This is a genomic window from Mesorhizobium sp. WSM4847 (assembly GCF_055811335.1).
In genome coordinates this window covers 53,358-75,579 of sequence record NZ_JBVVPY010000004.1, presented here as the reverse complement: position 1 = coordinate 75,579, position 22,222 = coordinate 53,358, and the positions used below count along the sequence as shown (strand labels likewise).

General features: G+C 60.3%; 19 protein-coding genes. 14 read left to right on the top strand and 5 right to left on the bottom strand.

Going from position 1 to position 22,222, the window contains the following annotated elements; translation table 11 throughout:
* Positions 1-51 precede the first annotated feature (51 nt).
* The 3 genes from AC0L28_RS06745 to AC0L28_RS06735 all read right to left on the bottom strand — a co-directional run bounded on the left by AC0L28_RS06745 (position 52) and on the right by AC0L28_RS06735 (position 3,071).
* A complete protein-coding gene (locus AC0L28_RS06745) occupies positions 52-810 on the bottom strand; it encodes a class I SAM-dependent methyltransferase (RefSeq protein WP_077376849.1) in 759 nt (252 codons plus the stop codon).
* A gap of 204 nt (positions 811-1,014) precedes the next feature.
* Positions 1,015-2,223 carry a polysaccharide biosynthesis/export family protein gene (locus tag AC0L28_RS06740; protein ID WP_473476681.1) on the bottom strand — a complete coding sequence of 403 codons (1,209 nt, stop codon included), beginning with the start codon at positions 2,221-2,223 and terminating at the stop codon, positions 1,015-1,017.
* 173 nt (positions 2,224-2,396) lie between these two features.
* The gene (locus AC0L28_RS06735) at positions 2,397-3,071 is read right to left on the bottom strand and encodes a sugar transferase (RefSeq protein ID WP_023796749.1); all 675 of its coding nucleotides are present in this window, start codon (positions 3,069-3,071) and stop codon (positions 2,397-2,399) included.
* A gap of 558 nt (positions 3,072-3,629) precedes the next feature.
* On the opposite strand from AC0L28_RS06735, the gene AC0L28_RS06730 reads away from it, so the two are divergent.
* The 8 genes from AC0L28_RS06730 to AC0L28_RS06695 all read left to right on the top strand — a co-directional run bounded on the left by AC0L28_RS06730 (position 3,630) and on the right by AC0L28_RS06695 (position 11,605).
* Positions 3,630-3,950 carry an exopolysaccharide production repressor exox gene (locus AC0L28_RS06730; protein ID WP_245277567.1) on the top strand — a complete coding sequence of 107 codons (321 nt, stop codon included), beginning with the start codon at positions 3,630-3,632 and terminating at the stop codon, positions 3,948-3,950.
* A 411-nt stretch (positions 3,951-4,361) separates the two neighbouring features.
* Positions 4,362-5,375 carry a glycosyltransferase family 2 protein gene (locus AC0L28_RS06725; RefSeq protein ID WP_128244486.1) on the top strand — a complete coding sequence of 338 codons (1,014 nt, stop codon included), beginning with the start codon at positions 4,362-4,364 and terminating at the stop codon, positions 5,373-5,375.
* Between the two features lie 266 nt (positions 5,376-5,641).
* Entirely contained in the window at positions 5,642-6,040 is a 399-nt protein-coding gene (locus AC0L28_RS06720) for a hypothetical protein (protein WP_473476332.1), read from the top strand.
* A gap of 145 nt (positions 6,041-6,185) precedes the next feature.
* Positions 6,186-7,055 carry an endo-1,3-1,4-beta-glycanase ExoK gene (gene exoK / locus AC0L28_RS06715; RefSeq protein ID WP_023796745.1) on the top strand — a complete coding sequence of 290 codons (870 nt, stop codon included), beginning with the start codon at positions 6,186-6,188 and terminating at the stop codon, positions 7,053-7,055.
* A gap of 61 nt (positions 7,056-7,116) precedes the next feature.
* Positions 7,117-8,448: a UDP-glucose dehydrogenase family protein gene (locus tag AC0L28_RS06710; RefSeq protein ID WP_023796744.1), complete on the top strand. Its 1,332-nt coding sequence runs from the start codon at positions 7,117-7,119 to the stop codon at positions 8,446-8,448.
* 90 nt (positions 8,449-8,538) lie between these two features.
* The gene (locus tag AC0L28_RS06705) at positions 8,539-9,999 is read left to right on the top strand and encodes a GMC oxidoreductase (RefSeq protein ID WP_023796743.1); all 1,461 of its coding nucleotides are present in this window, start codon (positions 8,539-8,541) and stop codon (positions 9,997-9,999) included.
* A complete protein-coding gene (locus AC0L28_RS06700; RefSeq protein ID WP_473476328.1) occupies positions 9,996-10,445 on the top strand; it encodes a hypothetical protein in 450 nt (149 codons plus the stop codon). The genes AC0L28_RS06705 and AC0L28_RS06700 overlap by 4 nt, the downstream gene beginning before the upstream one ends.
* An 80-nt stretch (positions 10,446-10,525) precedes the next feature.
* A complete protein-coding gene (locus AC0L28_RS06695) occupies positions 10,526-11,605 on the top strand; it encodes a glycosyltransferase (protein ID WP_023796741.1) in 1,080 nt (359 codons plus the stop codon).
* Between the two features lie 125 nt (positions 11,606-11,730).
* Here the strand turns inward: AC0L28_RS06695 and AC0L28_RS06690 are convergent, their stop codons facing one another.
* Together AC0L28_RS06690 and AC0L28_RS06685 are read right to left on the bottom strand one after the other, a co-directional pair.
* On the bottom strand, positions 11,731-12,753 hold the full coding sequence (locus AC0L28_RS06690; RefSeq protein ID WP_023796740.1) for a phosphoribosyltransferase family protein: 1,023 nt from the start codon (positions 12,751-12,753) through the stop codon (positions 11,731-11,733).
* 38 nt (positions 12,754-12,791) lie between these two features.
* Positions 12,792-14,288, bottom strand: a complete 1,497-nt coding sequence (locus AC0L28_RS06685) for a lipopolysaccharide biosynthesis protein (RefSeq protein ID WP_128168343.1) — start codon at positions 14,286-14,288, stop codon at positions 12,792-12,794.
* Between the two features lie 234 nt (positions 14,289-14,522).
* Between AC0L28_RS06685 and AC0L28_RS06680 the strand changes: the two genes are divergently transcribed.
* The 6 genes from AC0L28_RS06680 (at position 14,523) to AC0L28_RS06655 (ending at position 22,214) form a co-directional block, all read left to right on the top strand.
* Positions 14,523-15,695, top strand: a complete 1,173-nt coding sequence (locus tag AC0L28_RS06680; protein WP_128168342.1) for a glycosyltransferase family protein — start codon at positions 14,523-14,525, stop codon at positions 15,693-15,695.
* Between the two features lie 25 nt (positions 15,696-15,720).
* Positions 15,721-16,719: a glycosyltransferase family 2 protein gene (locus tag AC0L28_RS06675; protein WP_287283112.1), complete on the top strand. Its 999-nt coding sequence runs from the start codon at positions 15,721-15,723 to the stop codon at positions 16,717-16,719.
* A complete protein-coding gene (locus AC0L28_RS06670) occupies positions 16,719-17,669 on the top strand; it encodes a glycosyltransferase family 2 protein (RefSeq protein WP_023796736.1) in 951 nt (316 codons plus the stop codon). Before AC0L28_RS06675 ends, AC0L28_RS06670 begins: the two co-directional genes overlap by 1 nt.
* The gene (locus tag AC0L28_RS06665; RefSeq protein WP_091592817.1) at positions 17,659-18,627 is read left to right on the top strand and encodes a glycosyltransferase family 2 protein; all 969 of its coding nucleotides are present in this window, start codon (positions 17,659-17,661) and stop codon (positions 18,625-18,627) included. The genes AC0L28_RS06670 and AC0L28_RS06665 overlap by 11 nt, the downstream gene beginning before the upstream one ends.
* Before the next feature lie 58 nt (positions 18,628-18,685).
* Positions 18,686-19,582, top strand: coding sequence for a UTP--glucose-1-phosphate uridylyltransferase (locus AC0L28_RS06660; protein WP_473476323.1), 897 nt, complete (start codon positions 18,686-18,688; stop codon positions 19,580-19,582).
* A 250-nt stretch (positions 19,583-19,832) separates the two neighbouring features.
* Entirely contained in the window at positions 19,833-22,214 is a 2,382-nt protein-coding gene (locus AC0L28_RS06655) for a polysaccharide biosynthesis tyrosine autokinase (protein WP_473476321.1), read from the top strand.
* Positions 22,215-22,222 lie beyond the last annotated feature (8 nt).

Here is a 22,222-nt window from a genome sequence, read left to right as displayed (position 1 = left end):
TCTCACAGGCAGCAGGCGAGACTCGCCCGAGTTGGGTTTGCTGCCTATTGATCAGGCCCTGAGGGTCAGGAGCGCATACCATGCGAACCGCTTCACAAAGGGAAGCGTCAAAAGTACTGAATCGACAGCTTTGCCAACTTTGTAGACGGTCTCCGAGATGGTTCGCGGCATCAGCGCGCTTCCTACGGAGCACAGGCCGAAATAGTCCACCTGGACATTGCTGAAATAGCGGCGGGCCAAAGCGAAGTCCGAAATTAGCAAGGGATGTTCATCAGCGGTGCGGATGAGGGGTGTCCGATTTCTGTAGGCATTCAGGAGCGGATTGTGTCCCATCGGCTCGTAGAAGGACGCCACGCCGTTCGGCTTCAGGACACGGACCACATCGGAAAAACACCGGTCCAGGTCCAGGTGATGGATGATCCCGCGTCCATACACCAGGTCGAACTTGTTGTCCTCGAACGACATGGCTTCCGCATTCATCGCCAGGAATGTAGCGTTCGTGCTTCCAAGCGTGCTCGCCCGTTCGTTCGCCTTGTTTACTGCTACATCCGAAATATCGATCCCCGTCAGAGATCGGCAAAGATCGGGCAGGTGCAGGGAATGCAGAGACCACCCCCCATCGGAGCAACCGTACTCGAGCACGTCTGCGTTTTTCGAAAGCCGTTTTATCTGCTCGTCTTGACGTTCAGCGCCGTGACGAATTGTTCGATACCACTTGTCCAGGCTTCCTCTTGGATCCTCCTCCTGACTGAATCTGAGATTGTGAAATTCTCTTTCTCGACTGACGATTTCGTCCCTTTCACTGTGCATGACGAAGTCCTCCTCGGATTTAAGTTGCAACTAAAGCACAACATCTCCTTGCGCTGCAATTACTCACGTCCCGAGTTGGCGGTAGGCCAGCTTGTCGGGGCGGCGAGCACAGTGTCGACGAGTTCAAGGTCGAACTCGTCCGGGTCGAACTCCTTGCAGATCGAATCTGTACGGCGCGGTCGGATCGGCCGATCGCTCCAATGCCTACTGGCTTGCCATTGGCACCAGCTTCACCTTGATCACGTCCCCAGGCAGCACGGGCGTATCTTCGCTGGCAGCGATTTCGCTGGTCTTGCCGTCGACAACCCGAACCAGGCCAAACGACATCGTTGGCTCTTCGCCGTCGCGATAGCGTTGTAGCGCCGGGCTCCCCGACATGGCTTCGGCCATCAGGCCGGTGTGCATGTTCATCTTGAGCATTGTTTCGCTGAGATCGGCTTCTGCCTGTTGCCGGCCGGTGGCGAGATCCGCATTCTGGGTGTTCTCCAGGTCGATGGCGTCCTGGTCGGCCTTGCTGATCGACTGCCTGGCGGTGAGGATAGCCGTTTCGTAATCCAGGATTTTTCCTTCCAGGTCGGCGATCGTTTGCTGTGAAGTCAGAACCCGAGTGTTGACGACAAGGCCCTTTTGCGCAAGCGAACCGATGCCGCTGAGCTGTTCCTTTGCCAGGTCGACCTGCCGCTGCTGGTTGACGATCTTTTTCTGCAGCGAATCGATCTCGCTCTGCAATAGCTTCTTCAATTCGTAGAGCGCCTGAAGGCGCAGTTTGAGATTCTTTTGATCGGCCGTCAGGATCGCCATCTCGTCGGCAACGATGCTTGCCAGCTTCGGATCCTCGGCCACCTCCTTCGGCACGTCGAATGTCGGCTTGTCGGCAATCTGCGCTTCGATGCGCGCGCGCCGAACGATCAGTCGGACCCGTTGGTCCTGGAGAACGTCAAACTCGCCCTTGGCGTTGATTATGTCGCGGGCGTACCGCTGTCCTTCGGGGGCCCGCCGGACGCCGCCGGCGATGCTCATCGCCCTCAGGACGGTCAGGCCGGGCACGTAGGGATACTGGCCCGGCGTCTGGACCTCCCCGGAAATGTAGAACGGCCTGTACTGCGCCATTTCGACGGAGGCTTCCGGCCGGTCGGCCAGAGCGAGCTTGCGCTGGAGCGCCTGGCTGATCGCTGCCGCGATCTCGGATGTGGTCTTGCCGGATGCCGGCATTTCGCCGGCGAACGGCACGGACAATATTCCAGACGGGCCGACCGTGTATTCTCCGTTGACGGCCGTCCAGTCGCGGAACGTGCCTTCAACGGTCTGCCATTCGGCCACGCGGATGGTCAGCTTGTCCTGGGATCCAAGCCGGTACTCGTCGGCCGCGGCGAGTTGGGGAACGGCGAGCGCCAGCGCGAGGCAAGTGGTCATAAGCCGCATCCGTCGCATGCGATTGCTAACCGTGCCGGCCCAGGAGATGTCGAAGATGTTTGTTTTCAACTGTACGTTTTCCGATTCGCTTTAGCCCGGCCCGATGAAGCTTGCTGCAAGAATGCTTGCCGTCTGGACAGTCACTCCTCCGCACACAACCGGCTCCCGGCCCGTCAATAGCAGCCCCGCGACATCCAGACGGCAGGCACGGTCTTGATGATAATGCGAATGTCCTCGAACAGCGACCAGTTCTCGACATAGTGGCGATCGAATGCGACGCGGCTGTCATAGGAAACGTCATTGCGGCCGCTGACCTGCCAGAGCCCGGTCAGGCCAGGGCGCGATTTCAGGTAATAGACGGCCGAACTGCCATAGATTTCGAGCTCGTCGCGCACCACCGGGCGAGGACCGACAAGGCTCATGTCACCCTGAAGGATATTGATGATCTGCGGCAGTTCATCGAGGCTGAGCTTCCTCAGCACGGCCCCGACACGCGTGACGCGTGGATCGTTCTTGAGCTTGCGGGTGGCTATCCATTCGGCCTTGGCCTCCGGGTTGGCGGCAAGGTATGCCGCCAGCACCTGTTCGCCATTCTGTACCATAGTCCGAAACTTGAGGCACGGGAAAATCCGTCCTCCCCGCCCGATCCGGCTGTGACCGTAGAAAATCGGGCCGCCGTCGGAAAACTTGACAAGCAGCGCGACCATCACAAACAGCGGACTGAGAGCAACCAGGCCAATCAGTGAACCGGCGATATCGAAGCTGCGTTTAAGCAGACCGCCGATTGGTGGAAAGTCGATACCGGCCTGCGGAAAATTCGCGTCGGCCGGCTTGGCTACGTCCCTCATGCGTAAACTCCATACGTTGAACGGATGGTTTGCCGCACGATATCAAAAAAATGCTGCATCGCAACACACAATTCGTTGAGCGCCTGAAATAATCGCGTCATGCATTGGTTAAATAATAAACCGATCCTGCGCAAATTTTGGCCTTTTATGGCGCGTTCGTGACAAATTATGGGCACCCTTGAAAAATTTAGTGCCTTTTTGAGGCTGATTTTGGGCGCATCGCTCTTTGTGCCGCGTGCTTGAGAAATATCGGGCTGTAGCTTTGTAAAATATAGCGCGCTGTTATAGTAAAATACTGGGTTAATATTGTTGTTCTTACTGAAGTGAGTCCAGACCGGGTGATTGGTCGTGATACTGGGGTGTGCGTCGCAACATGGCAGAGTCGATCCCCCGAACTTATGCAAAATAATTTGCGGCTGGCCTTGCCCGCTATTGCACACCTTAATAGAGTTGCAAATTGTTTCTGTCAGAGTATGGACAGCGTGGGAAGGCTGGAAGCAACCGGCCAAAAAAAAGCGGGTGGCCTCAACAAGCTCGCATGGCGAAGGGAGGCTCGGGATGGTCAATCATCGATTTTTGCCCGAGCAGGTTGACGGGCTGTCGGGTATGTCGCTACCAAAATTCATTATCGGCATGATTTTCGCGCTGGCGATCGTGGTCGCCTGGTCTTATCTCGACGGCGCTTCGCTAGGCGCAACGCTACTTCGCGCTATAGCCTGCGCCATTGTCATTCAATTGGGCTACTTTCTGCTCGTTTTCGCCATGGTTGCCAGAAATACCCCGACGTCGGCTGACAAGATTCGCGACGTCGAACGAAGGCTGAGTTCGACCGAAGCGGCCGATGGCGAGAAGTTCAGTGCCAGGAGAAGCCTCCACTGACCTGACGGCAGGTAGCGTCGGCCGGGTCGCTGGCGCACTGCTCGCGCGACAGCATCCTGGGCAACCGACTTGTGATTTCCCCTTCAGCCTCGGATCCTCTGACTCGGCCACCACTGCCTAAACCCTGTCGATCGACCTGGTGATCAGCGATTCGAGTGCGCTGACCCCATCCAGAATGCGCAGGGACGGTGTGCGAAGCGGCCCGCCTATCCGCTGGCATTTCACCGCCCGTCGATTTGCGCCATGACGACCCCGAAAGGAAAGACTGGACGGAGCGAGTGATTTTAACGATGCTTCGCACTCGCAGCATAAGCGCCGGCTGATGTTTCGTACAGCCGGGCAGTCAGTGAGAACGAGAGCTGCATTGGGGGAGAAAATTCGGAGCTACCTGTGCAGTCGAGAGGCGAATTGATGACAGAACCGGAAGTCTGCGTGATCATTGCTGCTCGCAACGCGGCGCGGACAATTGCGGTTGCCATCGCATCGGCCTTGCGCGAGCCGGAGGTGGCCGAAGTCGTCGTCGTCGATGACGCCTCCACTGACGATACCGCGAAAGTCGTTCGGGCGGCCGACGATGGCAGCGGCAGGCTTTCCGTCATCCGGCTCGACGTCAACGGCGGTCCTTCCTTGGCCCGCAACGCCGCGATCGCCAGCTCCAAATCGCCGTTCATCAGCATTCTGGACGCCGACGATTTTTTTCTCGAGGGCAGATTTCGCGAGTTGTTCGCCAGCGCCGATTGGGATTTCGCTGCCGACAACATCATGATGATCAGGGACGATGCGGCGACTGACGTTTCGAAAATCACCGCTCCGCGGTTTGCGGCCGATCCGGAATTTCTCGATTTCGAGCGCTTCATCGAAGGCAACATCTCCAGTCGTCGTGTGCAGAGAGGTGAGTTGGGTTTCCTCAAGCCGGTGATCAGCCGCGCTTTTCTGGACCGGCATGGGCTGCGCTATGACGAAAACCTGCGGCTGGGCGAAGACTATGAACTCTACGCGCGCGCAGTTGCTTGCGGGGCGCGCTTCAAAGTCATCAGGTCCTGCGGCTACGGAGCGATCGTTCGCGCGGATTCGCTGAGCGGCCAGCACAGGACGCAGGATCTCAAGCGTCTGGCCGACGCGGATCTGGCGCTGCTGGCGATCGACAGTTTGCCGGAAGGCTCCAAGGCCGTGCTCAGAAAGCACGAACGGCAGGTGCGCGACAAATATCGGTTGCGAAACTTCCTCGACGTGAAGAACGAGAGAGGGCTGACAGCGGCTGCGGCCTACGCCCTGGCCAGCCAATCCAATCTCATCCCCATCGTTCGCGGCGTGGCCGCCGACAAGCTGGATGCGCTGTTTCGCCGCGCCGGCTTTGGCTCGAAACAGCCTGTGCCGTCGCGGCGCTTTCTCATGGCCGCAACCAGCCCGGTCGGCGAGGCTTGAGCTGGTCCGCCCGCGCGCCACACCGATCATGTCAACAGGTCCTTACCCTGCCTCAAAACGATGCGAATTTCCGATTCGCCGCACTAGGTGGTTGCCTACTCGCTTTGGGAATGGCATGTATGTTGCGGTGCAGCAATTTTGATTGGCTGTTTGAATCGGCCGAAAATGTCCGCCTGTGAGAGGAGCTGGACGATGCGACAAGAACTTTTTTGGCCCGGCCGGGCACAAGGGACAGCTTAGGCCGGCTATGACAGGAAACTGAGCGCATGGCCTCCATATTTGGCTTCAGATCAAGGGATCCGGCTCGAGACAGGCAGACCGATATCTCGCGCCTTGACCGCCTGGCAAAGCTGCTTGACCAGATCGCAGCCGAGATCGAGGCGGAGAAAAACGGGCTTGAGAATCGCTACCGGACAAAGGCCACCAACGCCGCCTTCCTGGTCGAGGCGATCGAAAATGGCGCGGCCTCCTCCAGTAGATCCTCCGAGGTCAGCGAACTGACGAAGTCGATCCTGAATTACGAGCGGCGCATCGCGGCGCTCGCCCGCCAGAACGAATTGATGAAGGGTCTCCGGCATTCGCTGGATGCTATCTTCGACGAAAGCGCCCAACCTGGCTCGACCAACAAGGCCGATTTCGCCAACCCGGCCGCCGGCGCGGGGTGAAATTTCAAAGAGCCTGGGTGGCGCGACTGGGCAAGAAGCAGGCAACCGGGGAAGCTACCGGCAGAAGGTCAAGATCAGCTCGTTTCGTCATGGTTTTGAACATCGATTTGGGTTGGGGGGGCGCACAGCACAAGGTGAGTTTGGTATGAACGCGGATTCGAAAAGCACGTCCACCCGAGCAACCGGCGACCGGCCGTTCACGCACATGATGAGGCAAGGGAAACTGAGGCAGCTATGTTCGGGCGGAGCGTTTCTGCTGGTCGCACTCGGCAGCCTGGTTGCGGGCCCGACCCCTTCCCGTTCGCAGGACATCCCGACTGCGCCATCGTTCGTCGATGATTTCACCAGCTTCGACCGGGCGCGTTGGTACATTGCCGACGGCTGGGCGAACGGCAAGTATCAGAACTGCATCTGGTCCAAAAAGCAGGTCAAGCTTTCCAATGGCATGCTGACGCTCGGTTTCGAAAAGCAGAAAGTGAAGGATCGCGACTTTGCCTGCGGCGAGGTCCAATCCAAGCAGCGCTTCGGCTATGGCACCTATGAGGCGCGGATGAAAACCGATTCGGGCTCTGGCATCAACGCCTCCTTCTTCACCTACATCGGCCCCACCGATAAGCAGCCGTGGGATGAAATCGACTTCGAGGTGCTGACCAAGGACACCTCCAAAGTGCAGGTCAACGCCTACATCGCCGGCAAGGGCAATAACGAGAAAGTGGTGGATGTAGCTGGCGGCACCGACAAGGCTTTTAACGATTACGCCTTCGTCTGGGAGAAGGACCGGCTGCGCTGGTACGTCAATGGCGAGCTGGTGAACACGATCACCGATCCGGCAAAGCTGCCCAGCCATGCGCAAAAGATATTTTTTAGCCTCTGGGGCAGCGACACGATGAAGGAATGGCTGGGGCCGTTTTCGGATCCGGGTCGCAAGCTTACCTTGCAAGTGGATCGCATCGCATTCACGGCGCTCGGCCAGCCATGCCAGTTTCCGGAATCGCTGGCATGCAGCATTAAATAAAGACCAATCTGAACCGGCCGGGCCGAAAGCGCTCCGAAGTCTTGAACAGGAATGAAATCAAATGAATTTGACGGTCTTTGGAATCGGCTATGTCGGTCTGGTGCAAGCGGCGGTGCTTGCCGAAGTCGGCCATCAGGTATTATGCGTCGACATCGACGTGAAAAAGGTGGAGCGGCTCAATCAGGGCCTCATTCCGATTTTCGAGCCCGGGCTCGAAAACCTCGTCAAGGAGAACCATGCGGCCGGCCGCATCAAGTTCACCACCGACGCCGCGGCCGCCGTCAAGCATGGCCAGATCCAGATGATCGCTGTAGGCACGCCTCCGGGCGAGGATGGTTCGGCCGACCTCAAATATGTGCTGGCGGTTGCCGAGGCCATCGGCCGGGAGATGGATGCGCCCAAGATCGTCGTCGGCAAGTCGACCGTGCCGGTCGGCACCTGCGAAAAGATTAAGGCCAGGATCGCCGTGACGCTGAAGGCGCGGGGCCGCGAGGATCTTACTTTCGACGTCGCCTCCAATCCGGAATTCCTCAAGGAAGGCTCCGCGGTGGCCGACTGCATGAAGCCCGACCGCATTATCGTCGGCACCGGCAGCGAGGACACCGAGGCGGTGATGCGTGAGCTTTACGCTCCATTCAACCGCAACCACGAGAAGATGATCGTGATGGATGTGCGCAGCGCCGAGTTCACCAAATACGCGGCCAATTGCATGCTGGCGACCAAGATCAGCTTCATGAACGAAATGGCCAATCTGGCCGAGGAACTCGGCGCCGACATCGAGGAGGTCCGCAAGGGCATCGGCAGCGATCCGCGCATTGGCTACCACTTCATCTATCCGGGCCTCGGTTATGGCGGCTCGTGCTTCCCCAAGGACGTGCGCGCCCTGATCAAGACCGCCGAAGGCGTCAAATTCGATGCCAAGCTGCTGCGCGCCGTCGAGGAACGCAACAACGAACAGAAATCGGTCCTGTTCGATAAGGTGAACCGCTGTTTCAACGGCAATCTGAAGGGCAAGACTTTTGCGCTGTGGGGCCTGGCGTTCAAGCCCAATACCGACGACATGCGTGAGGCACCGGCTCGGGTCTTGATGGAAGCGCTCTGGAAGGCCGGCGCCAAAGTGCAGGCTTACGATCCCGAGGCGATGCAGGAATGCCAGGCCGTCTACGGACTGCGCGAGGATCTGCTCTTGTGCGGGACCAAGGAGGCAGCGCTGCGTGGCGCCGATGCGCTCATGATCGCCACCGAGTGGAAGAATTTTAAGGCACCGTCGTTCGACGCGATCAAGGATGCGCTGTCCACGCCGATCATCTTCGACGGTCGAAACCTCTACGACCCCAAGGTCATCGCTCGCTACGGCATCGAATATCACTCGATCGGCAGGATGGCGGCGTGAGATCAGGCGGGACAGGCCGGTGGCCAGGACATCAAGGACGATCGCGAAGGCTTCGATGAACGCGCTCGTGTCAACAAGGGGTCTTCTCTGATGGTGCTGGGCATCAGGCCGGAACAGATCGGCAACGAGCATTTCGATCTTGTCGCAGTCGGTTCCGGTTTCGGTTCGGCCTTCTTCCTGCATGCGTTCGCCAAGCAGCGAAAGGCACGCATTCTGGTTCTGGAATGGGGCGGGCACAACACGCATGAATGGCAGCTCGAGCAGAACGTCAACACCGACATCGAGGACAAGACCACCTACAAGACCAACTCTGACAAGCCGTGGAATTACACCATCGGATTGGGTGGCGGAACGAATTGCTGGTTCGCCCAGACGCCGCGCTTTCACCCGAACGACTTCAGGCTGAAAAGCCTCTACGGCGTCGGTAACGACTGGCCGATCAGCTATGACGAGCTCGAGCCGTTTTACTGCGATGCAGAGGACGTCATGTCGATTTCAGGCGACCCCGACATGGCGGCGATGATGCCGCGTTCCAGGCCATTTCCCCAGCCACCGCATCACATGTCGACGCCGGACCGGATGATGAAAGCGGCGCAGCCGGACCAGCATTTTGTCATGCCGACAGCCCGCGCGCGCGTGCCGACCGCGCAACGGTCTTCTTGCTGCGCCAACTTGCGGTGCGGATTATGCCCGGTCGATGCCAAATTCACCGCCAACAATGGCCTGATGCACGTCTTCGAGCATCCCGACGTTTCGGTCTGCCTTGGCGCTGAAGTGCGCCGGCTCGACCATATCGGCGGTTCGGTCCGTTCGGTCGCATTCGTGCATGAGGGCAAGGAATATTCGGTCAGCGGCGATCTTTTCATACTGGGCGCCAATGCCATCCAGAGCCCGGCGATCATGTTGCGGTCCGGCCTGTCGGGCGAATTCGTCGGGCGCGGCCTGCACGAATCCTACGGATGGAATTTCGAAGCCTATCTCGACGGTGTCGATAATTTCGACGGAAGCACCATCACCACCGGCTTGAATTTCGGCCTTTATGACGGCGCTCACAGATCGGACCATGCGGCGGCGCTGGTCTATTTCGAAAACCGCTGGCAGCACGGGATGCGCCCTGAGAAGGGACGTGTCCGTCAGACGCTTCCCATCATCATTGTTACCGAAGACCTGCTCGACCCGGAAAATCTCGTGATTCTCGACGAGGATGAAAACGCCTTCGTCAGTTTCGCGGGAGCATCCGACTATGCGGTCAAGGGCATGGCGCGGGCAAAGGAGAAATTGGCGGCGCTTCTGGCGCCGCTGCCGGTCGAAGAAATCTTCGATCGCGGCATCCGACGCACCGAGTCGCATGTCCAGGGCACGTTGCGGATGGGCTCGAGCCCGGCGGATTCGGTGGTCGATCGGGACATGATCCACCATCAGCTCAGGAACCTGGTTGTCGTCGGCTCAAGCACATATCCAAGCTGTTCCTGCGCCAACCCGAGCCTGACGGCGGCAGCCCTCTCCCTGCGGGCGGCGAGCCGGATAGCAGGAAAGGAAATGGCCGGATGAGCAAGGTTTCGCGACGCGCGGCACTGGCCATCATGGCTGGCGGAGTTGCTTCGACCGGCATCGCCTACGCCACCGTTTCCTCGCTTTCGGACGAAGACCTGGTGCGCGTCACGCTCGAAAGATATTTCGGCAGGCTGAACATGCGCATCGAACATTTGCAGCAGTTCGTCCTGGAATTCCAGAAGCGGAACCCCTGGATATTTCCAAACACAAAGCTGGGCGATGCTGTCACTGTGCTTGAGGCGCTGAAATTGGGCGCCGCACGCCGGTTTCTGCCCGAACAGAAAAAACAGGACCTGAGGCATTTCGACCGCTGGGTCATTGCCGAGTTCCATATGCTGACCGACTACGCCCGGCGCAGTTCGCCAGCCGACCCGGTCCGGTTCACCGGATGGCAGCCGTGTACCAATCCGTTCGCCAATTTGGAGACGCAGCAGGATGCTTGAAGCGGGTCGCAAGCCAGCATCCGTAAATAAGCCGTGCGTCATTGCCCGTAAACTTGAGAATGCGACAAGGAGCCGAAACCATGAAAGTGCTTTTTGCAGGCGGTAACGGTTACACGCCCCAGTTCAGCGGCGGTGTCCAGTCCAGCACCCATCACCTTGCCGAACAGTTGCGCGAGCACGGGCATGAGGCTTCGGTGCTCGCCGCCCTGTTCGGCCAGGGCGTCTTCGGCTACAAGGCGCGCGCCAAGATGAAGCTTTTGAGGCAGCGCGCTGTCATCGACAGCTTTCCGGGCTATCCGGTCGTGCGCGCCTGGTTTCCCTGGGAGGCGGCGGGTTTCGCCGTCGAAAAGCTGAGGCCGGATGTCGCCGTGGTCCAGTGCCACAAGTCGGTTCCGATCGGCAAGGCGCTGCAGGCCGAAGGCGTGCCGCTGGTCGTCTATCTCAGGAATGTCGAGTTCCACGAATTGGGCGGCGATCTGCGCGAGCTGCATTCGGCGCTCTACATAGCCAATTCCGAGTTCACGGCGCGCACCTACAAGGCAAAATTCGATATCGATTCGACGGTTATACCGCCGACCATCAATCCCGCGCTCTACCGCACGCCGACGACAGGCGAGTTTGTCACGCTGATCAACCCCTATGAGGAAAAAGGTTTCGAGCTTGCGGTGCGCATCGCCGCCGCCTGCTCTGAAATCCCGTTCCTGTTCGTCGAAAGCTGGAAGCTTGACGATGATCATCGGGCCCGGATCGAGCAGACGATCGCGCCGCTCGGCAACGTCACCCTGGAGAGCCGGACCAACGACATGAAGACGGTCTACGGCCGCACGAAAATCCTGCTGGCTCCCAGCAAATGGGAAGAGGCCTGGGGTCGGGTGGCGTCGGAAGCCCATTGCAGCGGCATTCCAGTCGTCGGCTCGCGTCGTGGCGGCCTGCCCGAAGCGATCGGCTCCGGTGGCGTGGTGCTGGATTACGATGCCCCACTCGCCGACTGGGTGGCAGTGGTCAGGCGTCTGTGGACCGACAGCCTGGAATATGGGCGGCTTTCAGCGGCGGCGCGTGCATTCTCCGAGCGCCCGGAACTCGATCCGGCGGGTCAATTCGCGACCTTCTTCTCGATGCTGGAGAGGGCGACACAACAGCCTTCGCGGCAAGCCGCCTAACGCATGTCGCCCAAAAGCATGCGCTCGGGCCTGACCCGGGAGTGCGTAGCGGTTTTGCGACAACGACCGCATAAAAAAAATTAAAGCGCGCGTCGCGTGACGCGCTTTAAGTCCCGAAACCGGGTTCAAGCCGGTCGTTTGACCCGGCTTTTGAGCGTCTCGTAACCGCGTTCGCCAAGCAGCGTGCGCGCGACGGTCTTGATTGCCGTCTTGCGCCCGTCAGGCGAACTGATCTGCCTTAACCTGCCCGGAAGGTTGCGCGCCGCCTGTCCAAGTGCCGGAAGTGACAGCGTGTCGGGATAAATTACCAGATGCGTTTCAACGCACAGCACCGGCTTGCCGGAAAGCTCGGCGATCTTGAGGGCCTGCTGGTGCTCGCTTTCGATGAACAGGATGGCATCGGATTTGCGGTAGAAATCGGCTTTGAAACTGCCATGCACGCCAAGCCGTTGCCGTTCTGCCTTGCTCGGCAGGTCAAGCATGATCAGCTTGTCGTATTCTATGCCGTGCTTTGCCAGCCATGCTTCGGTAAGCGCGCGGTATTTCTCGAGCCGGCTGGTGACGAGCCAGCCGATCTTGCGGGTCGGGCCAAACAGAGGCAGCGCTTCGCCCAGGAATTTCTCATAGGCGGGGCCGTCGTCGTTTTCTGCTTCGGTCGGGTCCAGGCAAAGCACGCCGTCAATGTCGACGCAGCTTTGCGCGAGGAATTTGTGGTGCATGAAGTTCCATTGGAACATCCTTGGATGCGGCACGACCTCGAGGACGATGTCGGTTTCCTCGTGTTGGGGCAGCAGGCCGAACACCGCGGCAAAGGTGAAGTCCGCCTTGATGCCGGCGGCCTCTACCCGGCTGCGCGCCTCTCTCATGGCAGCGCCGCCGCTGACGCTGTCGTCGATCACCAGGACCTTGCGCATATCGGTCGCCTGGCGGTCGAGCGCGGCGCGGCGTTTGGTGACGCCCGAAGAATAGATCTTTCCGGCCAGGAAACTGTCCAGGTCGGTCATCGGAATGTTCGCCGTCAGGCTGAGCAGGGTGGCGGCGAGAATGCCGCTTCGCGGGACCCCGACCACCAGGTCGATGTCGCGCGGCAACCGGTGAAGGTTCCTGACAATCGCGTCATTCATGTCGGAGATCGATCGGTAGTGCATGGGATCAGACCTGGTCCTCGTATGGATGTCCGTGCAAGTTACTTTGCCTCGCTTGGCGCTGCCTTAGGCGCCCGTGCCGGCAACAGTCTTAGGGCCTCCCGCAACGCCTCGCGGCCGGAAGCAAACGCCAGCGCGGTCATGACCGTGATCATGTAGGACAGCGCCACCGCGCTCGCCATCGCGAAGATGTGCTGTTGCGGCAGCAACGGCTTGGCGAACCAGATCGCGGCAAGCGCCAGATGCGCGCCAAGCACGAAGGGCGTTGCCGCGCGAAGCATATGGCTTGCCCGCAGCGGCCCGGTCTTTCCGATATACAGCCACAGAAAAGGCGTTCTGAGATACTCGCTGACCGCATAGGCGATCGCCACGCCCAGCGCGCCATAGGGCAGGCCGATCAGGAAGGCCAGCACCGACGTCAAGGCTGTTATGATGCCCCAGCGCATGAAATCGCCCGAGCGGCCCTGGCTGATGAAAAGCCATCCCGCCGGGTTGTTGAGCGGCTGCAGCAGCCCGGCAAAACCGAGCGCCAGGAAGATGCTGGAACTCTGCCGCCACTGCTCGCCGAGCACGAACGGTATCAGCACGTCGGCCATGGCGATGGCGAAGGCAACACCTGGAAGTGCGACCAGCAATATCAGCGGCATGACGCGAAGGTAAGCGCTGCGGTAGCGATCCGGCTCGTCCTTCAGCCTGGAAAGAGCCGGCACCATGACCTTCGACAGCGGGTTGGTGATCTGGCTCAACGGAAACAGAAGCAGCTTGTAGGCGCGGTCATAGAGTCCAAGCTGCGCTTCGCCCCAGTATTTTCCGATCAGCACATTGTCGAGATTTCGGGCAAAGAAGTTGGCGAAGTTGAACCCGGTGATGCCGGCGCCGAAATTGATCAGCTCGCTAATGCCGTTGACCTTGCGCGGCAGGCTGGGGCGCCATCGCGAGTTTGCCCAGTAGCAAAGCGTGGGCAGTACGGCTGCTGTCAGGGTGCCGGCAAAAAGCGCCCAGTAGGAACGGTCGATGAAAGTCCAGGCAATCGATACGGCAAGGCCGGCAATGGCACTTGCGACGTCGATGATGGCCAAACGGGCGAACTGCATTCGGCGTGTCAGCAGCGCCAGATGCTGGGCGCCCAGCCCATAGGCTATGATCTGCAGCCCGAGTGCTGCCACCAGACCAGACACCCGCGGTTCGCCATAGAAGGCGGCGACCAGAGGCGCCGCGCCGGCAAGCACGCAGGCGAGCAATGCGCTAACCGCGACATTGACCCAGAAGAGGTAATTGACCTCCTCATGCTTGATTTCGCTTTTCTGAACCGTCGCCTGGGTCAGGCCGAAATCCTGGAACAGCGCGATGAAAGCCAGCACGGGCGCGCACATCGCCACGACGCCGAAGTCCTGCGGCGAGAGCAAGCGCGACAGCACGATGACGGAGACGATCTGCGTCGCAACCCGCACCGATTGCGCCAAAGCCGTAATGATAGCGCCGCGTCCGACCGATCTGCGGAGAGAGCCCTCTGGCGGGTCGAATGCATTGGCTTGCAAATTCAGGGTCCCTGATTTCGTGCCGGTCCCGGAGTCCCGACCCATGCCCGATGCTGCCATCAAACTACGGCAATAATTTTGCAGCGCAACAAAAAACGTCGACACAAAAACGTCGATCCCTGCTACGCTGCACCAAAAATGTTGCGATGCAGCACGAGCTGTACAAAAATGTTGCGATGCAGCACGAGCTGTACTAGGATTCTTTCGGGTGGGCCAACAGCGGTCGAGTTTTTCATGCTGCATGTCTTGTACTTGGTACACGACGTCTCCGACCCGGCAGTGCGCCGGCGGATCATAATGCTCAAGGCAGGCGGCGCCCAGGTCACACTGGCGGGCTTCCGTCGGACTGTAAGCCCGATCGCCGATGTCGAGGGCTTGCGGCCGATCGATCTTGGCGCGACGCGCGACGGCCGATTCGCCCAGCGTCTGGCAGCAGTCACAAAGGCAGCGGTCTCGATCGGTTCGAAACTAGGGTCGATGCCAAGACCCGACCTTATCGTCGCACGCAATCTGGAAATGCTGGCGCTTGCCCGGCGTGCCAGATCGGCGTTCCAGGCAACGGTGCCGATCGTCTATGAGTGTCTCGACATCCATCGTCTGATGCTTCGCGACGACCTTCTGGGCAGGGCCATGCGCGGCGCGGAACGCTATCTGGCCAGGGATGTAAAGCTCCTGGTCACCAGTTCGCCGGCCTTCATCGCCAATTATTTCAAGCCATTCGGGCAGATTGCTGCGCCGGTCGAACTGCTCGAAAACAAATATTTCGAGCTTGCCGCGGTTTCGCTGGATGATCGCATAGCGGCGGAGGGCCCCATCCCTCCGCCTTGGCGGATCGGCTGGTTCGGCGCACTCCGATGCCGCCGCTCCCTGGAGCTTCTGGCCGAATTTTCCCGACGGCTCGAGGGTCGCTTCGAAATCATCCTCAGAGGCCGTCCGGCGCTTTCCGAATTTCCGGATTTTCACAGTTTCGTTGAATCCGAGCCCTGGCTCGCGTTTGGCGGCCCCTACCGGAATCCCGAGGATATGGCTACGATCTACCGTGAGGTCCATTTTTCCTGGGCCATCGATTTTTTCGAGCAGGGGCTGAATTCCGAATGGCTGCTGCCCAACCGCCTCTACGAGGGCTGCCGCTTCGGCGCCGTGCCGATCTCGATGGGCCACACCGAAACCGGCCGGTTCCTCGACCAGCAGGGAATCGGTGTCCTTTTGCCTCAAGCCACGCCCGAGGCACTCGAAGCCGCCTTGGGCGAATTGGAGGAGCATCGTTTCGGGAAATTGCGGGCGCGTGTTCTTGCCCGCAATCCGCGAACCTGGAGCCACGATCGCAGCGATTGCCGGGCGCTTGTCGAAAAGCTTCGCGGGTTGACGGCCGTGCCCGATTCATATGCTGCCAAGGCACTGGCTTAGGATGGTTATGGATGGACATGGGCCGATGATGCAGACCAAAATTCTTCCGTCCAACCTGATCGTGATTCCGTGCCTGAACGAAGCGGCTCACATCGGTGCGCTTGTTCACGAGCTTCGACCGGCCGCCGAAAGGCTCGGCGCCCGGATCATCGTTGCCGATGGCGGTAGCACGGACGGCACCAGGGCGATCGTCGAGGAGATCGCCGGGAAGGATCCGAGGATCATCCTTCTTGACAATGAAAAGCGCCTCCAGAGCGCGGCGATCAATCTCGCCATCGCCAGGTACGGCGATGGGGCTGAATATTTCATTCGCATCGATGCGCATGGCGGCTACCCACCGGATTATTGCGACCGACTAATCGAAGAGGCGCTGGCCACCGGCGCCGATTCGGTCGTCGTCTCGATGCTGACCAGCGGCAGCGGCACAGTGCAGAACGCGGTTGCGGCTGCACAGAATTCCAAGCTCGGCACGGGCGGCTCCAAGCACCGGCATCTCTCGGCGGGAGAGTGGGTCGACCACGGTCACCATGCGCTGATGCGGATTTCGGCGTTCAAGGCGGTGGGCGGCTATGACGAGACGTTCAGCCACAACGAGGATGCGGAGCTCGACTACCGGCTGCGCAAGGCCGGCTACCGGATCTGGATGAGCGGCAAGACGCAAATGATCTATTACCCGCGCTCGTCGCTCGCCGGCCTCTATTTCCAGTATCTCGGCTATGGCCGCGGCCGGGCAAAGAACGTTCTCAAGCACCGCATGATACCGAAGGTCCGGCAGATGGTGCCGCTCCTGGTGTTCCCTGTCGTCCTTCTCTCTGCCTTTTTCTTCGTGCATTGGCTGGCAGTCATGCCGATTCTGGTGTGGGCGTCGGTTTGTCTCGGTTATGGCGTGTGGATTGCGATCAGCCAGCGCAATCCGGACAGCGCCCTTGCCGGGATTTCGGCGATGGTCATGCATTTCGGCTGGTCCGTCGGTTTCTGGCTGCAACTGCTTGGACCGCGATTGCAACGTAGAAGGGTGGCGTGATGGGTGTGGCCGAAAAAAACCGCAGCGTCGACGTCTGCGTCTGCACGTTTAGGCGGCCGGAGCTTGCCGACACGCTTCGCTCGGTAGCCGCCCTGGACGTGCCTTCGGGATTCGACATCCGCGTCATCGTCGCCGACAATGATGACGGGCCAACGGCCGAACTGCTGGTGGCAACGCTGGCGGAGACGCTGAAGCTGCCGATCAGCTATCGTCATTGCCCGGCACGCAACATCTCAATCGCCCGCAATGCCTGCCTCGACGCCAGTACGGCGGATTTCGTCGCCTTCCTCGACGATGACGAAACGGCATCCTCGAGATGGCTTGTCGAACTGGTTGCGACGGCGGACTTGAGTGGCGCTGCCGCCGTGCTCGGGCCAGTGCGGGCGCGCTATCGGCCGGATGCGCCCAACTGGATGCGCCGCGGCGATTTTCACTCCACCTTGCCCGTTTGGGTGGGCGGCGAGATCCGCACCGGCTACACCTGCAACGTCCTGCTCAGGATGGGCGCCGACAGCCTCCGCGGCCGGCGATTCAGCCTGGCGCGTGGTCAGACCGGTGGCGAGGACACCGAATTCTTCGACCATATGGTCAAGGCCGGCGGTCGCATCGCCTTTTCGCCGCAGGCCTGGGTCGATGAAGTGGTGCCGCGCGCCAGGGCGGCTTTCGACTGGCTCCGTCGCCGCCGGTTCCGCGTCGGGCAGACGCATGGGCACCTGCTGGGGCGCGACGCGCATGGCCTCGCGTTGGTCAGGCAAGTCGGCCTCGCCTCGGCAAAGGCGGTTTTTTGTTTCGCATCGGCAATCCCGGTCGCCATCAGTCCCGTGCGCAGGAACCGCAGCGTGCTTCGCGGCATCATGCATGTCGGCGTCGTGAGCGGTCTTGTCGGCGTGCGTGAAATCCGCCAATACGGCCTGCCCTCGCCGCAGGAAGGGGGCAAGCGTGCAGCCTGACGTCACCTTTGTCATTGCCGCCTACAATTCGGAGCTGACCATCGAGCGGGCGATCGCCAGCGCCATCGCCCAGCGCGATGTCAGCGTGGAGGTGATCGTCGTCGACGACCAGTCGCGCGACCGGACGCTCGACCTGGCGCGATCCTACCCCGAAGACATCGTCCGCGTCGTCGCACTTGAGCAAAACCGCGGTCCAGGCGGCGCCAGGAATGTCGGCCTTGAGCTTGCCCGCGGCAGGTGGGTGGCGGTCCTCGATTCCGACGACGCGGTCTATCCCGGGCGGATCTGCACCATGATTGACCGCGCCGAGAAAGCGGGCGCCGCGATCGCAGTCGACAATCTCCAGGTGGTTCGCGAGGACGGTGTTGCCGAAGAGACGATGTTCCCGGCCGACTATCTCGAGGGTTTGAGTGAAATCTCGCTGGCGGACTATATTGCCGGCAATGTGGTCTTCGAATCCAGGTTCAATCTCGGCTATCTCAAACCGATCTTCCAGCGCCGGTTTCTGAACGAAAACGGGCTTCGCTATGACGAAAGCCTGATCATCGGCGAGGACTACATCCTGCTGGCCAGTGCTCTGGCCAAGGGCGGCAAGTGCGTGGTCGAGCCGACGACCGGCTATGTCTACCATATCCGGACCGGCTCCATTTCCCGCGTGCTCGAACTTCATCACGTCGAGTCGATGCGTAAGGCCGACCTCGTTTTCGCCAGAGCCCATTCGATGGACGCAAAGGCCGCAGCCGCTTTCGCACGGCGCACGCGCAGCCTGCGCAAGGCGGCGTCGTTCCTTTCTCTGGTCCAGCACATCAAGGCGCGATCCCCACTCAAGGCGGTGTGGACGGCGCTCAGCGATCCGGCGGCGGTTTGGCATATGGGCATGCCGATCGCCGTTCGGCTGCGAAGGTTGGCGGCGCAATTTGCCGTGGGTGCGGGGGAGGTGAAGGGTGCAGGCAGCTGAAAAATAGTTTTCGCGGCCTGCGACAGGTTGAAGTCGATCTCCTCAGAAGGAATATGCAATGAAGAAAGTCAGGAAGGCAGTCATACCGGTAGCGGGGCTTGGAACGCGATTCCTGCCGGCGACCAAGTCGATGCCGAAGGAAATGCTGCCGGTCGTCGACAGGCCTGTCGTGCAATATGCGGTGGACGAGGCGTTCGAAGCCGGCATCGAGCACATTGTCTTCGTGACGGGCCGAAACAAGGCGGTCATCGAGGATTATTTCGACCTGCATCCAGAATTGATCGGAACTTTGGAGCAGACCGGCAAGACGGCGCAGCTTCAGGCGTTGGAAAGCCTGCTTCCCGTGGCTGGTGCGACGAGCTTCATCCGGCAGCAGTCACCGCAAGGTCTCGGCCATGCGGTATGGTGCGCCCGGGAAGTCATCGGCGATGAGCCCTTCGCATTGCTGTTACCGGACATGGTGTCCTTCGGCGGTCGCGGATGTCTCGCTGAAATTGCGGACCTCTATGCGCAGACCGGCGGAAACGTCATCGCCGTCGAGCGCTGCGACCCGGCCGAGACCAGCAAATACGGCATCGTCGGCTGCGGCGCCGATGTCGGCTCGGGCTTCGAGGTCACCGCCATGGTCGAAAAGCCGGCTCCGGCGAATGCGCCGTCGAACTACTACATCAACGGCCGCTATATCCTGCAGCCTGAAATATTCGGGCTGCTCGGCAATCAGCAGCGCGGCGCCGGCAATGAGATCCAACTGACCGACGCCATGGTCCGCCTTGCGCAAAGCCAGGCTTTCTTCGCGCAGCCCTTCAACGGCCGGATGTTCGATTGTGGCTCGAAGGAAGGGTTCATCCAGGCCAATGTCGCCTTCGCGCTGGCGCGCGACGACATGAAGGGACCGATCTTCGAGATGCTTCAGGAGTTCGTCCAGTTGCATGAGCGCCGGGTGGAGGCCGCATAAAGCCCATTTTTTGGGAGCAAGCATATGAATGGTACGCAAGACATGCCGATATGTTTGACTGCCCAGGTCTCGCGGTGGCTGGCATGAAGCTTGCGTTGGGCATATGCTGATGCTCCCGCTCTAGCGCCTGCAAACGAGAGCAGCGGACCCGAGTGGAGACAGGGTTTCCGAGGCTCAAACAAAAATAGAGCGGCGGCGCGTTCGACTTGAGAGACCGCCGCTCTAGATGCAAACTTGAATTGGACCGAAGATGAATTATGCCAATTTTCCTCTCGACAAGAGGAAACCATTGCCGAGTTCGGACCCAGTCAGCGCCGACGATTTTATCGATGTCGAGCGCCTGCTCGGCATGGCAGCAAGGCAGGCAAAGGTGGTTGCGGCATGCGCTGCCATCGGTCTTTTTCTGGGCGTGCTCTATTTGCAGACCACGCCTCCCACCTACATGGCGACGAGCCGTGTGCTGATCGACGAAGGGTTGAACAAGGTCGTCGACGAGGTCTCGGCGGCGTCGGTCAGCATGCAGACCGACTCCGCCATTCTGAGCCAGATCGAAATACTCCACTCGGCGAGACTGGCGGCGGTAGTCGTCGACAAGCAGAAACTCGATCAGAACGACGCTTTCATGGACCCTCCGACGTCGGCCGTGTCGAAGGCTGCCGGTTTTGTGCGCGGCGTGGTCCGGTATTTCCGTCCCAATCCCGCCGTGGGTACGGCCGACGTTACTCAGCTTGACCCGGCGACGCGTGACGCGATGATTGCCTCGTCACGGCGCGATTACGCAATCCTCAAACTGCAGGACGAGGTGCAGGCCGAGCGCATCGGTCGAAGCTATGTGATCTCCATCGCCTACCAGGCGACGGACCCCGCACTTGCGACCGCGGTCACCAAAGCCTATGCCGACGCCTATCTCGCCGATCAGCTCGATGCGAGCTTCGATGCGACCGAGCGGGCGGCGGTCTGGCTGCAAGGTCGGCTGACGGAGCTTCGCGAAAGTTCCCAGGCAGCGGCGCTCGCCGTCGAGAAGTTCAGGGCCGAACATGGGCTGGCCGTCGATGACGGCCAGTTGATCAGTGACAAGCAACTGTCGGACCTCAATGGCCAGCTCATTGAGGCGCAGGCCGATACCGCCCGCGCCAGCGCCCGCTACCAGCAATACAAGTCGATCGTCGAAAGCGGTTCGGACAACGCATTCAGGGACGCCGCGATATCCGCCGACCAGCCGAGCAACTCGATCATTTCAACACTCAAGACCCGCTATCTCACTGTCGCCAAGCGGCAGCAGGATATCGAAGCCAATTTCGGGGCTGAGCATCCCCAGGCGGTCGCACTTGCCAAGGAAAGGGCCGACATATCGGCGCAGATATTCGGCGAGTTGAAGCAATTGACCGAAAGCTACCGCAACGAATACGAAGTCGCTCTCGCGCGCGAGACGGCGCTCCGTGCAAATGTCGCGTTAGCGGCTGGCAAGAGTTCCATCGACAACCAGTCGCAGGTCAAGCTGCGCGAACTGGAGCAGAAGGCAACGGCGCTCTCGACGCTCTATCAAACGTTCCTTGGACGCTACGAGGAAGCCTCCCAGCAGCAATCCTTCCCGGTCGGCAAGATCCGCGTCATCTCGGACGCGACGCTGCCGAAGTCCGCGGCAACCCCGCGCACGTCCATAGTGCTGGGACTTTCGCTCGTGCTTGGCGTGATGTTGGGAGCCGGGGTTGGTGGCCTGAATGAGTTCAGGGAACGGTTCTTCAGGACCGGCGAAGACGTTCGCGATCGCGTCGGCCTCAAATTCCTCGGCTACCTGCCGATCATTGGCAGCAAGGTCGCCAAGGACGATAAGCGCGATGACGGTCAGGCGGATATCAAAACCGCCCACTCACCGTCGGCGGCTGAAAGACGCGCGCGCATGCGGGTGAGCATCGACGCCCCGGCATCGATGTTTTCCGAGACGCTGCGCAGCGCCAAGATTGCCTTCGACGTGGTGATGGAAGGGCAAGGCAGCCGGGTCATTGGCGTGATCTCGGTCCTTCCCGGCGAGGGCAAGTCGACCGTGGCGGCGAATCTGGCCGGATTGCTTGCCGCCAACGGGTCGAAAACGCTGCTGGTGGACGGCGACCTGCGTAACCCCGGCCTCAGCCGCAGCCTTGGCATGGAGGCCGAGCAAGGCCTGATGGAAGCGGTGGTGAGCGGGCAGACCTGGCAGTCCGTTGGCAAAATCGACCGGCAGACCAAGCTGGCGATCGTCCCCGCCGTGCCGCGCGGTCATTTCTCGCACACAAGCGAGCTTCTGTCGTCGGCCGGGATGCGGCGTTTCATCGACAATGCCAAGGAGACCTTCCAGTACATCGTCGTCGATCTGCCGCCGCTCGGCCCCGTGGTCGATGCCAAGGCCTTTGCTCCGCTTGCCGACGGCTTCGTGCTCGTGACCGAGTGGGGGCGCACGCCGCGTGCGATGGTGCAATCCATATTGAGTTCGGAATCCTATATCGCCAACAAGATCGTCGGCGTGGTCCTCAACAAGGTCGATTTGAAGAAGCTGGCGAAGTATGGATCGATCGGCGGCTCGGAAAAATTCTTCGACAGATATTCGTCATACTATCTGGAGAAGTCGGAAGCGCGGACGAAGGTGAACAGCTGAGGCCGGTC